Source organism: Vibrio sp., from assembly GCF_048266485.1.
Classification (GTDB): domain Bacteria; phylum Pseudomonadota; class Gammaproteobacteria; order Enterobacterales; family Vibrionaceae; genus Vibrio.
This window is the reverse complement of the sequence record NZ_JBLWZK010000004.1, coordinates 136,539-154,263: the sequence shown is the minus strand read 5'-3', so window position 1 is coordinate 154,263 and position 17,725 is coordinate 136,539. Positions and strand designations below refer to the sequence as shown.

Below are 17,725 nucleotides of genomic sequence, written 5' to 3'. Positions count from 1 at the left end.
CAGCATAAGTTTATACTATTCAAGCTGCAAGTTTCATACAGTCGCAATATAAAGAATCAATCGCGTTATTAAAAATCAAGAAGGCTCTGTTGACATGACTTGCCAAAATCAAGAAACCTCTGTGTATTTGTTATCGCCACTTATTGAGGCCAATGACGCTTTTATTTCAATAGTCACAACACGGGTTGATATTCAATTAACACTTATTAATTACGATGAAGTGACTAAAATCTTACATCAGCAAGAACCTTACATTTTGCTTGTTGATGCGCGCTTTACTGAAGAGGAATTATTTGAGCTACAAACTCACCCTATTTTACAAAAAGCTCAAGCAAACGCCCTTATCTTTGCTCCTGAAAAAGCCAATTTGGTCTTACTGTCTCAATGGTATAATTTGACCGGTTATTTTTATCAATCAACATCCAATGAGCAACTTTGTGACGAATTGATAAAAATGCTCACTGGACATAATTGCTTGCCTAAATCACTATTAATCAAATTATTCAAACATTGGCAAGCTCTTAACCACCAGCGGGCCAATCCAACGGTCAAAGCTAAACTATCATTGACCCGAAGAGAGCTAGAAATTTTGACTCACTTACAAATAGGTCAATCAAATCTAGATATTGCGGATTCACTATTCGTCAGTGAACATACGATCAAATCCCATTTGTATCGAATTTTTAGAAAGCTTAATGTCAGCAATCGTCGACAAGCTATTAACTGGGCTCGGCTATATTTATCTGAGGGTTAATTTCTACTAATCGCGAAGATGCTACCCTCAACCACCATGTTCTTTGCTATATTTGTGTTTCTAATGAAAAAAATGCTATTTTAGCGCACAGATACCCCCTATTTATACAAGGTCTCAAACATGATCAAAAAATGTCTATTCCCTGCTGCAGGTTATGGCACTCGTTTTTTACCGGCAACGAAATCTATGCCAAAAGAAATGATGCCGGTCGTTAATAAGCCGTTAATTGAATATGGCGTTGAAGAAGCCATTCAAGCTGGTATGAATGGCATGTGTATCGTTACCGGCCGTGGTAAACACTCATTAACCGATCACTTTGATAAAAACTACGAATTAGAACATCAAATTAGCGGCACTAATAAAGAAGAACTGTTAGTTGATATCCGTAATATCATCGACAGCGCTAACTTCACTTATGTTCGCCAACGTGAAATGAAAGGTTTAGGTCATGCAATTTTAACTGGCCGTGAATTAGTCGGTGACGAACCGTTTGCCGTGGTATTGGCGGATGACTTATGTGTAAATCCAGATCAAGGCGTTTTAGCGCAAATGGTTGCACTTTATAAACAATTTCGCTGCACCATTGTTGCGGTACAAGAAGTACCAAAAGATGAAGTCTACAAGTATGGTGTGATTGCTGGTGAGATGATCAAAGATGATCTTTACCGTGTTGATGACATGGTAGAAAAGCCAGAGCCAGGTACAGAGCCAAGTAACTTAGCGATCATTGGGCGTTACATCATGACGCCAGATATTTTTGAATTAATTGAACAAACGGAACCAGGCAAAGGTGGTGAGATCCAAATTACCGACGCCCTACTCAAGCAAGCTAAATCAGGCTGTGTTCTAGCCTATAAATTTAAAGGTAAGCGTTTTGACTGTGGTAGTGTTGAAGGGTACATCGAAGCGACTAACTACTGCTATGAGAATATGTATCTAAAAGATCAAGATACTAAAACAAGTAAGAACTAATTCGTAACCTTCTTTACATCGTAAGCTCTCCTAGGCCGTAATAAATTGCTATTACGGCCTTTATTTTTATCTCTCACCCATCACTACAACTGTATTTTTATACAGCTAACTATTTCCACTTTTCTTAACCTATGTAATACTTATCTACTACTTAACATTCAATACTCACCAATACACAGATTGGTATCACTTCTATCATTTATGAGAGCGTGAAGCATGGAAACAATTGAAGTTCGCGGAGCCCGTACCCATAACCTAAAAAACATCAACCTGACCATGCCACGTGACAAGCTTATTGTTATCACAGGATTGTCGGGATCTGGTAAATCTTCGTTGGCTTTTGATACTTTGTATGCTGAAGGTCAACGCCGCTATGTTGAATCGCTTTCTGCTTACGCTCGCCAGTTTTTATCCTTAATGGAAAAGCCCGATGTCGATCATATTGAAGGTTTGTCTCCTGCGATTTCCATCGAGCAAAAATCGACCTCGCATAATCCACGCTCAACCGTGGGTACCATTACTGAAATCTACGATTATTTACGTTTGTTGTACGCTCGTGTCGGTGAGCCACGCTGCCCAGAACACAATACTCCATTAGCGGCGCAAACTATTTCACAAATGGTAGACAAAGTATTAGAACTACCAGAAAACAGCAAACTAATGCTATTAGCGCCCATCATCAAAGAGCGAAAAGGCGAGCACGTAAAAACGCTACAAAATCTCGCGGCTCAAGGTTTTATCCGCGCACGTATTGATGGTGAAACTTGCGATCTTTCTGATCCACCTACCCTTGAGTTACATAAAAAACACACTATTGAAGTTGTGGTAGATCGGTTTAAAGTACGTGATGGCCTGCAACAGCGTTTGGCTGAATCTTTTGAAACTGCGCTCGAATTATCTGGTGGTACCGCCACCATTACTTGGATGGGTGATTCACAGCAAGAAGACATTATCTTTTCTGCCAATTTTTCATGTTCTCACTGTGGTTACAGCATGCGTGAACTAGAACCGCGTCTATTTTCATTTAATAACCCAGCGGGCGCTTGTGAAACTTGTGATGGATTGGGTGTTCAGCAATATTTTGACGCAGAGCGAGTAATTCAAGATGAGAGTTTAAGTCTTGCTAATGGCGCAATACGTGGCTGGGATAAAAAAAACTTCTATTACTTCCACATGCTAACCGCACTGTCAGAGCATTATGGTTTTGACTTACAGCAGCCATTTAATAAGCTGCCGAAAAAAGTCCGTGATGTGGTACTGCATGGTTCGAAAAAAGAAGAAATCGAATTTAAGTACGTCAATGATCGCGGTGATACTCGGGTCAAACGCCACGCTTTTGAAGGGATCTTAAATAACCTTAACCGACGTTATCATGAAACTGAATCAAATTCGGTACGTGAAGAACTGTCTAAATATATCTCCAATAAGTCATGTTCTAGCTGTGGTGGTGCACGTCTAAAAACTGAAGCTCGTCATGTATTTATTGAAAATACTGCACTACCTCAAGTGGTAGAAATGAGTATTTATGGCGCGCTGCAATTTTTTGAGTCATTAAAACTCACCGGGCAACGTGCTCAGATCGCGGAAAAGATCTTAAAAGAAATCAATGACCGCTTAAACTTCTTAATCAATGTCGGCCTAAATTACCTCAATTTATCACGCAGTGCTGAGACACTTTCTGGTGGTGAAGCGCAACGTATTCGTCTCGCTAGCCAAATTGGTGCAGGTTTAGTAGGCGTCATGTACGTGCTCGATGAGCCGTCGATTGGCTTACATCAAAGAGACAACGAACGCTTACTGAAAACCTTGATTCATCTGCGTGATTTAGGCAATACAGTTATCGTTGTTGAGCATGATGAAGACGCGATTCGCGCAGCCGACCATGTTATTGATATTGGCCCAGGGGCTGGTGTCCATGGCGGTAACGTAATTGCCGAAGGAACGATACAAGATATTCTCGACAATCCTGACTCTCTTACCGGTCAATACTTAAGTGGCGATAAGCAAATTGAAATACCCCAAAAGCGCACTCCAATCGATAAGAAGAAAACCGTTGAACTGATTGGCGCAACGGGTAATAACCTACAAAACGTTAACCTATCTATTCCTGTTGGTTTGTTAACTTGTGTTACTGGTGTTTCTGGCTCAGGTAAATCAACGCTGATTAACGATACTTTCTTTAAAATCGCTCACGCCCGTTTAAATGGTGCGACCACAGCTGAAGCCGCACCTTATAAAAAAATTAATGGCCTAGAGCACTTTGATAAAGTCATCGATATCAACCAAAGCCCAATTGGCCGAACCCCACGTTCAAACCCAGCCACTTACACGGGCATTTTTACCCCAATTCGTGAATTATTTGCCGGCACACAAGAGTCTCGTTCGCGTGGTTATAAGCCGGGACGCTTTAGTTTTAACGTACGTGGCGGCCGCTGTGAAGCCTGCCAAGGTGATGGTGTTATCAAAGTAGAAATGCACTTCTTACCAGATGTGTATGTACCTTGTGATGCCTGTAAAGGTAAGCGTTATAACCGTGAAACGTTAGATGTGCGTTACAAAGGTAAGAGCATTGATGAAGTACTAGAAATGACGGTCGAAGATGCTCACACTTTCTTTGAACCTGTACCAGTGATTGCTCGTAAACTGAAAACGCTGATTGATGTTGGCTTGTCTTACATCCGACTAGGCCAAGCAGCTACTACGTTATCGGGCGGTGAAGCACAACGCGTTAAATTGGCTAAAGAACTGTCTAAGCGTGACACCGGTAAAACCTTATATATCTTGGATGAGCCAACTACCGGGCTGCATTTCCATGATATTCAACAGCTACTAAACGTTCTACATCGCCTACGTGATCACGGTAATACCGTAGTGGTAATTGAGCACAATCTAGATGTCATTAAAACAGCCGATTGGATTGTCGACCTAGGCCCCGAAGGTGGCAGTGGCGGTGGTGAAATCATCGCAGCAGGCACACCAGAACAAGTGGTGAAGGTAAAAGGATCGCATACCGCGCACTTTCTTAAGCCGTTGTTGAAGTAGGGATTCGTATCTCGTTGCTCGATCGCTTTGCTGCTCGTTTATCGAAAAAACAAAACATGGATCGAGTAACGAAAAACGAAGTGCTCTAAAAACAAAGTGCTCGAGATTCGTAAATCACTTTTTCCACAAACAATGCTAACATAGCCGTCCTATAGACAACTCAAACATCTAGAGGCTGCACTGTACATGGCAACGTTACATATCCAAGGCACGAAACTTGAAGAAGTGCCTGAACCTAATATCTTAGCCAAACCATTTCTTTGGTCGCTAGGTGTGGTGTTCTTACTTGCCATGCATTTTTTCCAGCCCAATCCAGGTGGTGCGGGACTCGCTCTCTCTTTCAATTCCACAACTTGGTTAGCCTTAAGTGTTAGTTTTGGCATTGGCTTATATGCGATTGCCAATCAGCGAGTGTTACGCATTACGAGCCTCACCATAGTGATGTTTATTGCTTGTATTATTTTAACTCTGCCAATTTTCTATTCGACCGCCAATGTTCAAGATGCCATGTTACGCTTGATTGGGTTATGGGCAGGTTGGCTGTTGTTACTGATTTTGCATCAATATCCACTCTCTATAAAACAAAAACAGACGCTATTACTTCTCATCGTTGGCGCGGTATGTATCGAAGCTACCTACAGTTACTTTCAATACTTATTTTTAGAGCCGGGTAATTCATTTGGTTACAACACCGAACAAAATCGTCCGTTTGCAATATTCCAACAACCGAATGTCACCGCGAGCTTTCTAGCCACAGGCTTAGCCATTGGTTCTTATTTATTGGCGAGACAAAGCCAAACCAATGCTCAGCTACATAAAGTATTCTCCGGCTTGTTGCTGTTAATGCCAATTATCACTATTCCATTATTATGGGTACTTGCTTCACGTACTGGCTGGCTAGGTGCGACTGTCTCTACCGTTCTTCTGATCCCATATCTCGCTAAATGCTTACCAAAGCGAATGATGTCATTATGGCTCATTTCAATCATTGTCGGTTTGGCTGGCGGTTATACTCTCGCCACAACCAATGGTGGTAATGAGTTAATTGCTAAGAAATCCAATTTAGAAAGCCCGCGTCGTTATACCTTTCCGCAAACCTTAGATATGGTGATAGAAAAGCCGCTAACCGGATATGGTTATGGTCAGTTTGAACCGGCTTATATGATTTACACCGCAAGACAGCACCAGCTAAATTCGGACTACCACCCGGGATTGCCTTCAATGGATCACCCACATAATGAGATTTTATATTGGGCGGTAGAAGGCGGCACCGTATCGGTATTAGGTTTGCTCATTGCAGCCTTGATGGTCTTTCGTAAAGTACGAAAGTCTCCGTCAGGAACCCGTTTGGCGTTAATCGCTTTATTTTTTCCAATCGTGTTGCATACCCAACTTGAATATCCGTTTTATCACTCTGCGATCCATTGGATCACCTTTGTCATACTTATCTACTGGGTTGATCAGTTGACTTCTCAATATAAAGTGGTGAGTTTTAGCAAAATAACCAAAAGCTTATTGAGTGTATTTTCATTACTCATCCCGATCATTACCGCGTTTTTCATGATCACAGCTCTACATACCAACTATGTTCTCAGTCGATTTGAATATACCAGGCCGATCAACCCAGACTTATTAAACCAAGTGACCAACCCTAGTGTTTGGAAGGATAGATTTGATTGGGATGTGTACAGCACTCAACTCAACATTGGCTTGCACCTTGATAATCCTGAGTACATCCAGCCTTATATTGATTGGGCAACTCAAGTTATCAAGCGCAAACCAAGAGCCGCGTTTTATTCAAAACTGATCGTGGCCTACCAAGGCATTGGTGATGACAGAAAAGCGGAAGAGATCCGCAAAGAAGCCAGTTTCTTATTCCCGGCGCAAGATTTTTCAACGATTCGTTATATTCCGCCGGAGGAGAGGGTTTCAAGGGCAGAGGCGGCATCGGAGGCTAAAGCGGTACAGGAAAAATAGAAACGTAGCTCGTTACTTGAACGCTTCGTTTCTCGTGACTAGAAAAAGCAAAAGCTAAATTCACATCACGAGAAAGCATGGTTGAAACATCGGTAACTCGGTATAGCGTAACTCGTTACTCCAATTTTTTACTTCTTGTAGCAAAAAGCTCCGAAGTATATTTCGAGTAACGAGCTACGATAAGCGAAGCGTCCGAGAGTCGTTACTCCCCTATCGTCTCCTGCAGCGCTTTTAGACATAACGCCACATTTTCACTTTTGGCGCTATATCCCATCAAGCCGATACGCCATACTTTGCCAGCTAACGCACCTAAACCACCACCGACTTCAAGGTTATATTCTTCCAGTAGATGCTGGCGAGTTTCGGCATCATCGACACCTTCCGGTAAATATACTGAGTTCAATTGTGGCAAACGACACGCTTCATCCACCACATAGGTAAAGCCTAATTCTTCCAGACCTTGTTTTAGTTTCTGATGCATATCAGCATGACGTTGCCAGGCATTTTCTAGCCCTTCGTTATACAAGCCAAGCAAAGCTTCATGTAACGCATATAGACTATTCACTGGCGCAGTATGGTGATAACTACGTTTACCTTCACCACTCCAATAACCAAGTACTAGGCTTTGATCTAAAAACCAGCTTTGCACTGGTGTCGTTCTTGCTTGAATCTTAGCAATCGCTTTAGGAGAGAAAGTCACTGGCGATAAACCCGGTACGCACGATAGGCATTTTTGGCTACCGGAATACACCGCATCTAACTGCCATTCATCCACTTTAAGAGGCACACCACCAAGTGACGTAACTGCATCAACAATCGTCAGTGCATCATATTGCTTAGCCACTTTCGAGAGTGCTTGTGCATCACTTAAGGCACCGGTTGAAGTTTCGGCGTGAACAAAAGCCAGAATTTTGGCATCTGAGTTTTCTGCAAAGGCAGCGGCGACTTTATCGACACTAACCGGTTTGCCCCATTCATCATCCACCAGCACAACTTCTGCGCCACTACGAATCGCATTTTCACGCATACGTTCGCCAAACACACCATTACGGCAAATAATCACTTTATCACCGGGCTCAATCAGGTTAACAAAGCAGGCTTCCATACCAGCACTGCCGGGTGCTGAAACCGGAATAGTAAAATCATTTTCGGTTTGGAAAGCATATTTCAGAAGCGTTTTCACTTCATCCATCATACCGATAAACAGTGGATCTAAGTGACCTACCGTTGGGCGACTTAAAGCTTGTAGAACATCCGATGAAATATCAGAAGGCCCCGGGCCCATCAAAATTCGACGAGGTGGAAAAAAGCGCTGAATTGTCATAATAATCCTTAATGGTGTATTCCATATTTATCATTCGCTCAATGACGACTTTACCCTGGCTTTTGGGAAACCTCGTAAATAAACATCGGCGAAATTTGTGTGCTGTATATACCTAAAGTAATTGGAGTTGCAGTGAAGCGACAAGTGAATGAACGCCGTCAACAAAGCTGAAGCTTCAAGTACGCAGGGTATAATATAAAATTACCACGCTCTGAGAGCCACCTCATCGCGAAGCCATAAAGCTGTGAGCTTGCTCAATTAATTGTGTACATTATTGAATTTTATTGTCGACAAATAAAGTTGAAAAAATGTTATCAAATACTTATCTATTATTGACTTTTTTGGTGCAACAACGTTCAATGGAGACTCTTTCGACCATGGGATAATGGTTGAAAAGGAAGAGGAGCGTAACCCAGGCAGATGACCAGTGGATCCCGAGATCCAAAACTTGTCATTCAGGGGGAGTTACGCCGAGATGGGTAAATGCTCGGAAATTTATCGCATCGGTTGTTCAGGTTGAATCCTGGCAACTGTCACTGAGTACCTCACTTAGTGAAGAGCTTCTAAGATTTACATGGTCACGATTCTAGTGATTCACTTCTATGTATTTCCCCCGCTCTAAGAAATCTCTCTTCAACATTGGACGTTTGCTTATTGATATCAATAAGCTTTATTTGAGAATTATGGGAGACAATGCCGTGAGCGCATTTAACGTAGCAAAGTTTGGTGGCACCAGTGTGGCGAATTTCGAAGCCATGAGTCGCTGTGCCGCAATTATTGAAGAAACACCGTCAACTAAATTGGTTGTTAGTAGTGCCTGTTCTGGCGTGACTAACTTATTGGTTGAGTTAGCGCTTGGGATACAAAACTCGGATGATCGCCTTGCGACTTTAGAAAAAATTCGTGCGATTCATTACAGCATTATCGAGCAATTTTCCGATCAAGAAAAAACGCGACATGCGGTTGATACAATTTTAACTACTCTTTCTAGCATGGCTGAAGCAGCTTCATTTCAATCGAGCGATAAACTCACCGATCATATCGTTGCCTGTGGCGAGTTAATGTCGACCCACATTTTAACTCAGCTTATGGTTGAGCGCGGCATCAACGCAGTACGATTTGATATTCGAGACGTATTACGTACCAATTCTGATCATGGAAAAGCAGAACCAATTGTTGCCGATATTTCTATTCTGGCACAACAAAAGCTTAGCCCCCTTTGCCAGCAACATGTCGTGATCACCCAAGGTTTTATTGGTAGTGATGCCGATGGCAATACCACAACGCTTGGTCGTGGTGGTAGTGATTACAGCGCAGCATTAATTGCCGAGGCAGTTAAAGCCTCTGGTTTAGAGATTTGGACGGATGTTCCGGGAATCTACACTACCGATCCTCGTATTGCTCCGAAAGCCACTCCGATTCCTGAAATTAGCTTTAGTGAAGCCTCTGAAATGGCCAACTACGGTGCGAAAATTTTACATCCTTCGACTTTACTTCCTGCGCTTCGTCACCAGATCCCTGTATTCGTAGGTTCTTCTCGCGAGCCAGAAAAAGGGGGGACTTGGATCCGAAAACAAGTAGAAAGCGCGCCACTATTCCGAGCATTAGCGTTACGTAATAACCAAACTATGGTGACATTACGTAGTCCAGACATGTTCCAAACTTACGGTTTCTTGGCTCAAGTATTTAATATCTTAGCGAAATATCAGATCTCAGTAGACTTGATCACAACGTCAGAAGTCAGTGTGTCATTAACTCTAGATCAAACCAATACATCCGGCCAAGCTCCAGAACTACCAGCAGAGGTTCGCACAGAACTAGAACAACTCTGCCTAGTTGAAGTGGAATATAACCTAAGCCTAGTCGCCTTAATCGGTAACAAGATGAGCGCCAAAAAAGGCTACGCTAAACAAGTATTCAGCGCACTAGAAGATTTTAACTTACGTATGATTTGTTACGGCGCAAGCCCGCATAATCTTTGCTTCCTAATTGGCGCAGAAGAAGCAAAAAATGCGGTAGAAATGTTGCACCGGGAGTTGTTTGAGTAAAAAGTCTTTCGAGCACTTCGTTTCTCGTAGCTCGTATTTCGAAAGAGCGGTATTGTGTATATTTCAGTACCGTGTTTTCCTTTCTAATTTACTTTTTTTAGAAATATAAAAAACGCTAACAGATTACTCTGATAGCGTTTTTTCTTTTTCGAGTTACAAGCAGCGGAGCGCCCTAAAAGCAAAGCGTTCGAGAAACGCCGCCTAGCTCAAATTCGGCCCTAGCCATTTCTCCATTTCCACTTCATCCCAGCCTTTACGCTGTGCGTATTCTTCCGCTTGATCTTGTTGAATTTGCGCTATCGCAAAGTAACGTGAATCGGGATGAGAGAAATACCAGCCTGACACTGAAGCGCCCGGCCACATTGCATAACTAGAGGTCAAAGACATACCGATGGTTTCTTCAACGTTGAGAAGCTCCCACAAGCTGCCTTTTTCAGTATGTTCAGGACAAGCAGGATAACCTGGCGCAGGGCGGATACCTTGGTACTTTTCACGGATCAAATCATTATTGGTTAGATTCTCATCCGGTGCATAACCCCAAATATCTTTACGCACTTGTTCATGCATATATTCTGCAAACGCTTCGGCTAAACGGTCTGCTACCGCTTGGATCATGATGGCATTAAAGTCATCACCTTGCGCTTTATAAGCATCAGCTAATTCGCGCTCACCAATACCACCAGTAACCGCAAAGGCACCAATCCAATCCGCTTTATCACTGTCTTTTGGGGCAATGTAGTCTGATAAACAGTAGTTCGGGCCTTTTGGCTTTTCGGTTTGTTGACGAAGGTTGTGCAACACTTTAATCACGTCGGTACGAGTTTCGTCTGCATAGACTTCGATATCATCACCCACACTATTCGCAGGGAACATTCCGCACACACCGCTCGCTTTAAGAATGCCTTCTTGCTCGATTTGATCTAAGAAGACATTGGCATCTTCATACAAACGCTTCGCTTCTTCACCGACTTCTTCATGGTCAAAAATCGATGGGTACTTACCCATTAATCCCCAAGTTAAGAAGAACGGTGTCCAGTCGATGTACTGACGTAAAATCGCCGTATCAATATGTTCAAATACATGCATACCCGGTTTAACCGGAGCCGGTGGTGTGTAAGCTTGCCAGTCAATATTCACCTTATTGGCGCGAGCTTGCTCTAACGTTACTGGCTTAGTACGCGGACGCTTACGTGCGTGTTGCTCACGCACACGGTCGTAATCTAGGTTTAATTTTTCAACAAAGGCTGGACGTAAAGTGTCAGAAAGCAGAGCCGAACATACCCCAACAGCCCTAGAAGCATTGTTTACATACACCACTGGTTGAGAGTAGTTTTGCTCAATTTTCACCGCGGTGTGGGCTTTTGAGGTTGTTGCTCCACCAATCAGTAATGGCAAGTCAAAACCTTGGCGCTCCATCTCTTTAGCTACATGCACCATTTCATCAAGTGATGGCGTAATAAGACCAGATAAACCAATAATATCAACGTTTTCTTCTTTGGCGACTTTCAAGATAGTTTCGGTTGGCACCATCACACCAAGGTCGATGATTTCGTAGTTATTACATTGCAACACTACTCCAACGATGTTTTTACCAATATCGTGTACATCCCCCTTTACTGTCGCCAGTAAGATCTTACCGTTAGTTTGTCCAACTTGTTTTTCAGCATTGATAAAAGGCTCTAAATAAGCCACCGCTTGTTTCATCACACGCGCCGACTTTACTACTTGAGGAAGGAACATTTTACCTTCGCCAAATAAGTCACCGACCACGTTCATGCCATCCATCAACGGCCCTTCAATCACCTCAAGAGGTTTGGCAGCTTTAGTTCGAGCTTCTTCGGTATCTTCAACAATAAATTCAGTTATACCTTTAACCAGTGCATGCTCAAGACGCTTTTCTACTTCCCAAGTACGCCATTCTAATAGAGCAGGGTCTTCCCCTTTGCCTACGTCATTTGAACGATATTGTTCCGCTAATTCGAGTAAGTTTTCAGTCGCATCGGCATGACGGTTAAGCACCACGTCTTCCACCGCATTACGCAGCTTTTCCGGTACATTATCGTAAATTTCTAATTGACCTGCATTAACGATCCCCATATCCATACCGCGTTTAAAACAGTGGTAGAGGAATACTGCATGAATCGCTTCACGTACGTAGTTATTGCCACGAAATGAGAATGAAACGTTAGAGACCCCCCCAGAGATCATCGCATAAGGGAGATCGCGTTTAATATCACCGACAGCTTCAATAAAATCGACGGCGTAGTTATTGTGTTCATCAATACCGGTCGCGATGGCAAAAATATTAGGGTCAAAAATCACATCTTCTGGTGGGAAGCCCACTTCATCAACCAGAATACGGTAAGCTTTGGTACAAATTTCGGTTTTACGTTCACGAGTATCGGCTTGACCCACTTCATCAAATGCCATCACGATCACTGCCGCGCCATAGCGACGGATCAATTTGGCTTGCTCAATAAAGTTCTCAACCCCTTCTTTCATTGAGATAGAGTTGACGATGCCTTTGCCTTGCACGCATTTCAAGCCCGCTTCAATGACGTCCCATTTAGAGGAATCAACCATAATAGGCACTTTAGAGATTTCTGGCTCAGAGGCACATAGATTCAGGAAGCGTTCCATACAAGCTTTGGCATCGAGCATTCCTTCATCCATATTGATATCGATGATTTGTGCGCCATTGGCTACTTGTTCACGAGCCACATCAAGCGCTTCATCATATTGCTCTTCAACAATCAGACGCTTGAACTTAGCAGAACCGGTTACGTTAGTGCGCTCACCAACGTTCACAAATAATGAATCTTTATCTATGGTAAGTGGTTCTAAACCCGATAGACGGCAGGCTTTTGGTAGTTCAGGCAATGCGCGAGGTTTTATCCCTTCAACAACACGCGCCATCTGGCGAATATGCTCAGGCGTAGTACCACAACAACCACCCACCATATTTAAGAAACCACTTTCTGCCCACTCTTGAATGTGCTTAGCCATTTCACGCGGCTCAAGATCATATTCACCAAAGGCATTTGGCAGGCCAGCATTCGGGTGAGCAGAAACATGACTTTCTGAAATGCGCGATAGTTCTTCAACATATTGACGTAGTTCATTCGGCCCTAATGCACAGTTGAGGCCAAATGACAGCGGCTCAACATGACGTAGTGCGTTATAAAATGCTTCGGTGGTTTGCCCTGACAGCGTACGGCCAGAGGCATCCGTAATGGTACCAGAAATCATTACTGGCAATTTGAAGCCAAGTTCATCAAACACACTTAACACCGCGAAAGCACAAGCCTTGGCATTTAAGGTATCAAAGATGGTTTCAATCATAATGATATCTGCGCCACCTTCGATTAGCGCGCGAGTAGATTCAGAGTAAGCAGTCACTAACTCATCAAAGCTGATATTACGAAAGCCAGGGTCATTTACATCAGGAGAAATTGAGCAGGTACGGTTAGTTGGCCCTAGAACGCCGGCAACAAATCTTGGTTTATCTGGCGTTTTTGCTGTCCACTCATCAGCCGCTTCACGCGCAAGTTTCGCCGCGGCAAAGTTTATCTCTGCACTTAAGCTTTCCATGTCGTAATCAGCCATCGCGATAGTGGTGGCATTGAAGGTATTGGTTTCTAGAATATCAGCGCCAGCAGCTAAGTAGTCACTGTGCAACTTTTTAATTAACTGCGGTTGAGTTAAAACCAATAAGTCGTTATTACCTTTAAGGTCACTATGCCAATCCGCAAAACGTTCTCCTCGATAATCATTTTCTTGCAATTGATGAGACTGGATCATGGTTCCCATGCCACCATCAATCAATAAAATTCGAGATTTTAATAACGTTTGAATTTGATGTTTTACTTCATTGTGATGAGAATTTGCGCTTCCAGCCACGATATAACCTCTTTCCTTAAGTCTTTGATATACCCAAGTGACTTCAAGTTGCAGAATTCAGAGATTCACCCAGCCTTTAAGCAAGGAAGATTGGAAAAGGAATGTAATCACCTTTCAAACCAATCTGACGCCATATAAAGGGCTGAATGAAACTCCCAAAGGGCTAGTTAAAACAAGCTTTATACTGCGTTAAATTGAATAGAGATAGAACAACTATGATCGTATTCAATTTGCCTTGTTTAAAGCTTGTTTTATTCTTGCTGAAACTTGCCACTTGAAGTTACTTAGGTATACATCCTAACATAGAAATCTAGACGTCTAAAATAAGTTTTAAATATCTAATATATCCTTTTTAACATGCTTTTCATCTGCTTTATTCCAATCTTGTTAAAAATATATTGATATTTATTGATAAGCGCATGAAAATTGCAACATTACAGTTTGTTACATTAGTCAAGGTTAAATTATGTCGGTCTATAATACCCTTTGCTTCCTATCGTTTGCTGCGATGGTGATTGCATTGATTAACAGTAAATTTGGTCGCCTACAAACGACAATTGCTATTACAGCGGGCTCTATGATGCTCTCTCTAATTATTATTATTGCAGGTTATAGCGGCTGGTTTAACCTTATCGATATCGCTTCAAAAACGATAACGGAAATTAATTTTGAGAGTTTCCTATTAAATGGTGTGCTTGGTTTTTTGCTATTTGCAGGTGGTCTAGGTATCAAGTTACCGCATTTTTCTGATCAAAAATGGGAGATTGCCATCCTTGCTTTTGGTGGCACTTTATTCTCTACTTTCTTTATTGGTTTCAGTTTATATGCGATTTGTGATGCGATTAACATTCACATTGATTTGATCTATTGCATCCTGTTTGGTGCACTTATCTCGCCAACCGATCCCATTGCAGTACTGGCCATTGTTAAAAAACTCCAAGCACCGCAACGTATTTCAACTCAAATTGAAGGTGAATCTCTTTTTAATGATGGTATTGGATTAGTTATTTTCGTTACTATCTTTACTGTTGCCTTCAGTGGCCAGGCTCCTACCCCTGGCGGCGTACTAACATTATTCTTACAAGAAGCAGTAGGTGGTATTGCCTACGGTCTTGTTCTAGGTCTCATATTCCACTACCTAATCAGTTCAACCAACGATCACTCAATGGAATTATTGTTGATGATCTGTATTCCAACCGCCGGTTACGCTTTTGCTGAAACCCTTGATGTATCAGGCCCATTGGCGATGGTTGTTTCTAGTATAATGATAGGTAACTGGACACGCTATGTTGGATTTTCTAAAGAAAGTACCGAGCACATGGATCACTTCTGGGAACTGATTGATGAATTCCTCAACGGTATCCTATTCTTACTTATTGGTATGTCGTTATTATTATTCGAGTTTCACTCAGAAGATTGGATCATGATGGCCATTGCAATACCACTGGTTCTACTATCACGCTTCTTAAGTGTTTGGATTCCATTTATCGGCTTTAAGCGTTTTAGAACTTACAACAAATGGTCAGTAAAAATCCTAACTTGGGGGGGGCTACGTGGTGGTTTAGCACTGGCTATGGCACTATCGATTCCACATGATAAATACTTTGTAACCGCTGGTCATATTGATATTAAAGAGATCATCATGGTGATGACCTACGCGGTAGTGGTATTCTCGATCCTAATTCAAGGCTCAACGATTACCCCAATGATCAATAAAGCCAAAGTGGTACAAAAACAAATGGAAGAAGCGGATCAACTACGCGCGCAAGTAGAAGCGGATTCGCAAGATCAGGAAAATAAGCCAAGTTAATTAATACCAATCACAACGCTTCACAAAAAAGCAGCATAACGTTAAGGCGTCATTCCAAATAGTTATGCTGCTTTTTTATTACTACTACGTTTATCGATACTAAACTGTACTAAGACTTTATTTATCAATCATCTTTAGTAAAATTCTCGATCGAAAAATGGTCAAGATCGTAAGGCGTTTGCTGGTAAACACAGTAATTTAACCAATTAGAAAATAACAAATGACCATGACTTCTCCAACTAGCAATCGGTGGATTATCTGGATTATCATTTGGATAATAGTTCACAGGAATTGCCGGATCCATCCCTTCAGCTAGATCTCGCACATATTCATTGTGTAGAGTATGGGAATCATATTCGGGGTGTCCTGTGACAAATACATGTCGTTTATCTTTGCTACTCGCGAGGTAAACGCCAGCATCCTCAGAAGTGGCTAAAATATCTAAATTTGTATGTTCAGATAAGTATTCAGCGGTAAAGTCGGCATAACGAGAGTGAGGCGCTAAGAAGTTATCATCAAATCCTCTAACTACCGGATGAAACTCGCTAACCACATCATGATAATACACACCCGATAGCTTCTCTTTACGCGTACGTTTCGGCAAGTTATACAGAAGCTTTAAGCCTGCTTGCGCTGCCCAACAAACATATAATGTAGACGTTACGTGATCTTTAGCCCATGACATTATCGTCTGTAAATGATCCCAATAAACCACATCTTCAAATTGTACTAACCCTAATGGTGCGCCCGTAATAATCAAACCATCAAAGTTTCGGTTTTTTACTGTATCAAATTGACGATAAAAATTATTCAAATGTTCTGTTGGGGTATTTTTACTTGGGCGGTCATCAATACGCAGCAGTTCAATATCAACTTGTAACGGACTATTTGAAAGTAAACGTAAGAACTGAGTTTCCGTCTCAATTTTTTTCGGCATCAAATTTAAGATCAACACTTTAAGTGGACGGATCATCTGCGTAGTTGCACGAGTCTCCGACATAATAAAGATTCTTTCCTGACGTAAAATATCAGAAGCAGGAAGTTGATCGGGAATCTTGATTGGCATTGCACTCTCTCCATAAGCAATCTAGACGTCTAAACACCTACGAGTATATCAAGACAAATTGGAATGTCGAGAAGGAATATTTAGAAGGTCTTTCGAACTTATTTATACCAATCACATTAATTAGGCGCTCAAAAATTGCGCTGAGAAAAGGCTTGAGAACAAGGCTGAAATTTTTGGTAAGTAGTTATTCTACAACCAAAATTTCTAACGCAGTTATCGAATCTTTTAGCAAGCAAGGATGAGTAAATAATTAATACGATTGGTATTAGACTCATTAGATTAAGTTTAGCGCAAAAAAAAGCAGCGCATTAAGTGCGCTGCTTTTGAAAAGGAAATGATTCAGTTATCACTACTTAACAATAGTTAAACTCGGACGACCTTTAGGTTTCGGTGCTTCAGATTCATTAGTAGCTGACGCTTCAGGAGCTTCATCGCTTAAGTCATCAACACTTGATAATGAAGATACTGGCTCTTCTTCGATACCAGCCTCCATTTCAACAGTGTAAGCACTTTCAGGTTCAAACATAGTTCCAGCGCCATTTTCACGTGCATAGATAGCTTGTACCGCATACATAGGAACAATGACTGAATGTGGACGGCCGCTAAAGCGAGCATTGAACATGATGGCATCATTACTGATTTCCAAGTTACCAACCGCCCGTGGCGCAACATTCAAAATAATTTGTCCATCTTGTACAAACTCTACTGGTACACGAACACCAGGTAATGTTGCTTCCACGACTAGGTGTGGTGTCAATTCATTATCCACTAACCATTCATAAAACGCACGTACCAAATAAGGGCGCCTTGGTGTCATTTTATCCATATCCAT

General features: G+C 42.0%; 10 protein-coding genes and 1 riboswitch. Of the genes, 6 read left to right on the top strand and 4 right to left on the bottom strand.

What is annotated here, in order from left to right:
- The first annotated feature begins 94 nt into the window (after nucleotides 1-94).
- The 4 genes from ACN0T8_RS07835 (at nucleotide 95) to ACN0T8_RS07820 (ending at nucleotide 6,745) form a co-directional block, all read left to right on the top strand.
- On the top strand, nucleotides 95-754 hold the full coding sequence (locus ACN0T8_RS07835; RefSeq protein WP_417880069.1) for a LuxR C-terminal-related transcriptional regulator: 660 nt from the start codon (nucleotides 95-97) through the stop codon (nucleotides 752-754).
- A gap of 120 nt (nucleotides 755-874) precedes the next feature.
- Nucleotides 875-1,726: a UTP--glucose-1-phosphate uridylyltransferase GalU gene (galU, locus tag ACN0T8_RS07830; RefSeq protein WP_417880068.1), complete on the top strand. Its 852-nt coding sequence runs from the start codon at nucleotides 875-877 to the stop codon at nucleotides 1,724-1,726.
- A gap of 216 nt (nucleotides 1,727-1,942) precedes the next feature.
- Nucleotides 1,943-4,768, top strand: coding sequence for an excinuclease ABC subunit UvrA (gene uvrA / locus ACN0T8_RS07825; RefSeq protein ID WP_417880067.1), 2,826 nt, complete (start codon nucleotides 1,943-1,945; stop codon nucleotides 4,766-4,768).
- Nucleotides 4,769-4,954: 186 nt separating this feature from the next.
- A complete protein-coding gene (locus ACN0T8_RS07820) occupies nucleotides 4,955-6,745 on the top strand; it encodes a PglL family O-oligosaccharyltransferase (protein ID WP_417880066.1) in 1,791 nt (596 codons plus the stop codon).
- Between the two features lie 202 nt (nucleotides 6,746-6,947).
- Here the strand turns inward: ACN0T8_RS07820 and ACN0T8_RS07815 are convergent, their stop codons facing one another.
- Nucleotides 6,948-8,069, bottom strand: coding sequence for a pyridoxal-phosphate-dependent aminotransferase family protein (locus tag ACN0T8_RS07815; protein WP_417880065.1), 1,122 nt, complete (start codon nucleotides 8,067-8,069; stop codon nucleotides 6,948-6,950).
- A gap of 390 nt (nucleotides 8,070-8,459) precedes the next feature.
- Nucleotides 8,460-8,640: riboswitch (Lysine riboswitch) on the top strand.
- 127 nt (nucleotides 8,641-8,767) lie between these two features.
- Between ACN0T8_RS07815 and lysC the strand changes: the two genes are divergently transcribed.
- Nucleotides 8,768-10,117, top strand: coding sequence for a lysine-sensitive aspartokinase 3 (gene lysC, locus ACN0T8_RS07810; protein WP_417880064.1), 1,350 nt, complete (start codon nucleotides 8,768-8,770; stop codon nucleotides 10,115-10,117).
- Nucleotides 10,118-10,318: 201 nt separating this feature from the next.
- On the opposite strand, the gene metH is transcribed toward lysC, so the two are convergent.
- Nucleotides 10,319-14,017 (bottom strand): methionine synthase, encoded by a 3,699-nt coding sequence (metH, locus tag ACN0T8_RS07805; protein ID WP_417880063.1) that lies wholly within the window; start codon nucleotides 14,015-14,017, stop codon nucleotides 10,319-10,321.
- A 466-nt stretch (nucleotides 14,018-14,483) separates the two neighbouring features.
- Between metH and ACN0T8_RS07800 the strand changes: the two genes are divergently transcribed.
- Nucleotides 14,484-15,827, top strand: a complete 1,344-nt coding sequence (locus tag ACN0T8_RS07800) for a cation:proton antiporter (protein ID WP_417880062.1) — start codon at nucleotides 14,484-14,486, stop codon at nucleotides 15,825-15,827.
- 124 nt (nucleotides 15,828-15,951) lie between these two features.
- Here the strand turns inward: ACN0T8_RS07800 and metA are convergent, their stop codons facing one another.
- Both metA and sspB read right to left on the bottom strand, forming a co-directional pair.
- Nucleotides 15,952-16,893: a homoserine O-succinyltransferase MetA gene (gene metA / locus ACN0T8_RS07795; RefSeq protein ID WP_417880061.1), complete on the bottom strand. Its 942-nt coding sequence runs from the start codon at nucleotides 16,891-16,893 to the stop codon at nucleotides 15,952-15,954.
- Between the two features lie 349 nt (nucleotides 16,894-17,242).
- The gene (sspB, locus tag ACN0T8_RS07790; RefSeq protein ID WP_417880060.1) at nucleotides 17,243-17,725 is read right to left on the bottom strand and encodes a ClpXP protease specificity-enhancing factor; all 483 of its coding nucleotides are present in this window, start codon (nucleotides 17,723-17,725) and stop codon (nucleotides 17,243-17,245) included.